This window comes from Methanobrevibacter sp., from assembly GCF_045220775.1.
Lineage (GTDB): Archaea > Methanobacteriota > Methanobacteria > Methanobacteriales > Methanobacteriaceae > Methanocatella.
Genome location: NZ_JBGUWC010000022.1, coordinates 1 through 2,407, shown reverse-complemented (window position 1 = coordinate 2,407; position 2,407 = coordinate 1). Strand labels below are relative to the sequence as shown.

The following is a 2,407-nucleotide window of genomic DNA, read 5'->3' as shown; positions in this document are numbered from 1 at the left end:
ATAATTGGGTGTGGTTCTCTGGCGTTCCTGTGGTGCTCTGTCGGCTGTGGTGGTGCGTGTCTGACCGACAGCAAGGAAGTAGAGGTTAATCAAGAAGTGGCGGTTGCCTTATTTGTCTTGATACTATAGAAACTATTCGGGATTTTATAAAAAGAAAAAGAAAAAAGTAATAATTCTCATAAAAAAAGGGGGTGTATTATGACATGAAATGTTTATATGAAGATTTGCAGAAACAGATTGATGAAGAATTTGCACCGAGTAAGAAATCAACGGAAAAATTAACAGATGTTTATTTGCGTATCGGTGAGATGAAAAGGGCAGGACGTGTAAACGATTGTGCAACATTTTTAGATTTTACATATTCTGATGATGATATGTGCAGGCTTGCACACGCTAATTTCTGTCATGATACATTGTGCCCTCAGTGTGCCAAAAGAAAAAGCATGAAAGTATATACACAAGTGAAATCTTGTGTTGATTATTTGCAGAAAAATGAAGATAAAGCATTTTTATTTGTTACGCTTACTGTTAAAAATTGCTCTGGTGATGATTTGGCGGCAACTTGTAAGTTGTTGTATGATTCTTATATAAGGCTTATGGATTTAAAAAGAATGCGTTTTGTACATGGTGCCTTTCGTGCATTAGAGATAACACACGACAATGAAGAATTTATTACCCGTGATATGTATTACGGCAATCCCAAAAGGCATATAAAATCAAGAAGAAAATATTATGATGAACGTGGTTTAAAAATAGGCGATAAAAACCCTAATTTTGATATGTTTCACCCACATTTACATATTATTTGGGTAGTTGATAAGAGTTATTTTTATAATTCTCCTGATTGGATTGATAATAGAGCACCTAAACTTGAATTGGTTAAGTTGTGGCAAAAGGCACTTAATGTTGATTATGCCCCTCGTGCTGATATTAGGGCTTGTAAGAGTAAGGATATAAAAGAAAATATTCTTGGTATCAATACTATTGATTTATCTTCGGCTGTGGCTGAGGTTGCGAAATATGCGGTAAAATCAGCGGATTATTTGGGTGGTTCGGACGAACTCAACGACAGAACGGTTAAAGCTCTGTTATCTGCTACAAGGGGTAGGAGAATGTTTGAATTTTACGGTATTTTCCGTAAAGTTCGACAATTATTGAAACTTGATGACATTGAAAACGGCGATTTAGTGCACGTTGAAACGGAGCAGGAGGACGGAAAGCCCGTTGTGCTTATGCACGTCTATTTTGCATGGAATAAAAAGAAACGGCAGTATATTCATATCGGTATCAAGGAAGAAGTACCAGAGGACAGCACGGCACCGCCTGAGCCTGTGCCGCCTGATAGGAATATTGCGTAAATAGGGAGAGTTCAGAGAGGGAACGGCTCTGACGCACGGCACTTTTGCTAAAAAGTATAGTGCGTTATACCTTGCAGGTATTGCCGTTGCCCTGTTGGTTGTGCTCTCTTGTTTGTGATGCCGTCATTCTTCTGTCAGTTTCATTTGGTCTTTGTTTATGGTCTGCTCGAATGTATTGGTTGCTTTCAGAAATTTGTTTTTGCCCTCTATCCTTGCGACTTCCAACAAGTTCAATTTCATCAAATCGGACACATATTTGTTGACATTCTGTTTTTGTGTCTGCAAGAAGTCGGCTATCTGTGTTTGTGTCATTTCGTGGACTGCAAGCAACATCAATATTTTGTAGTGGTATGTCGTTAAATCTGCCCTTGAAAGTGTGGTCAAGTAGTCAGCCGAAAGGCTTATTTTTTTTGATTTTTTCATAGTGTTTACTCTCCTTAAAAGTAATATTATTTGTTTACATATATAATTATATAACATTATTACCGATTTGTCAATAGTTAGTAATAAAAAAATATTATAGAAGTAATAAAAAAATATTACTAAATGCAGTAATTAAATAATATTACATAAGTAATGAAATGATATTACTAAAAATGATAATAAAATAATATTACTAATGTAATGAAATAATATTACTATAAAAACAGTAATAAAATAGCATTACATAAGTAATGAAATAATATTACTAAATATCAAAAATCACAAAAATCATATTTTTAATAAAAATATCTATATCGTGTGTTTAAAGCTGGATTTTCACCGCCTTTTGTATGTAATACGCTTGTAATACGTTGTAATATGATGTAATACGCACAAAATGTGTATTTTATCCTAATGCGGCAAGAAGACTCCGACTTCTATAAGTCGGAGATGAATTGCCGCCAGCCCGTAAGGGCTGATTTTTTCATTGACAACATCAAGATATATTGCTAAAATACATATATAAGGTTTCCAAAAGCTGTCCGTAAGACAGCAGTACCGTAGGGAGTACGGGAAGGGTTTGCCTCATAAAAAACCCATAGCCTCGGAAACTGATGCCCGTAAAA

At 35.4% G+C, this 2,407-nt stretch carries 2 protein-coding genes; one reads left to right on the top strand and one right to left on the bottom strand.

What is annotated here, in order from left to right:
• Positions 1-203 precede the first annotated feature (203 nt).
• The gene (locus ACJROP_RS00985; protein ID WP_406533650.1) at positions 204-1,358 is read left to right on the top strand and encodes a protein rep; all 1,155 of its coding nucleotides are present in this window, start codon (positions 204-206) and stop codon (positions 1,356-1,358) included.
• A gap of 123 nt (positions 1,359-1,481) precedes the next feature.
• Here ACJROP_RS00985 and ACJROP_RS00980 read toward each other — a convergent pair whose 3' ends face one another.
• Positions 1,482-1,781: a winged helix-turn-helix domain-containing protein gene (locus ACJROP_RS00980; RefSeq protein ID WP_406533649.1), complete on the bottom strand. Its 300-nt coding sequence runs from the start codon at positions 1,779-1,781 to the stop codon at positions 1,482-1,484.
• Between the last annotated feature and the right edge of the window lie 626 nt (positions 1,782-2,407).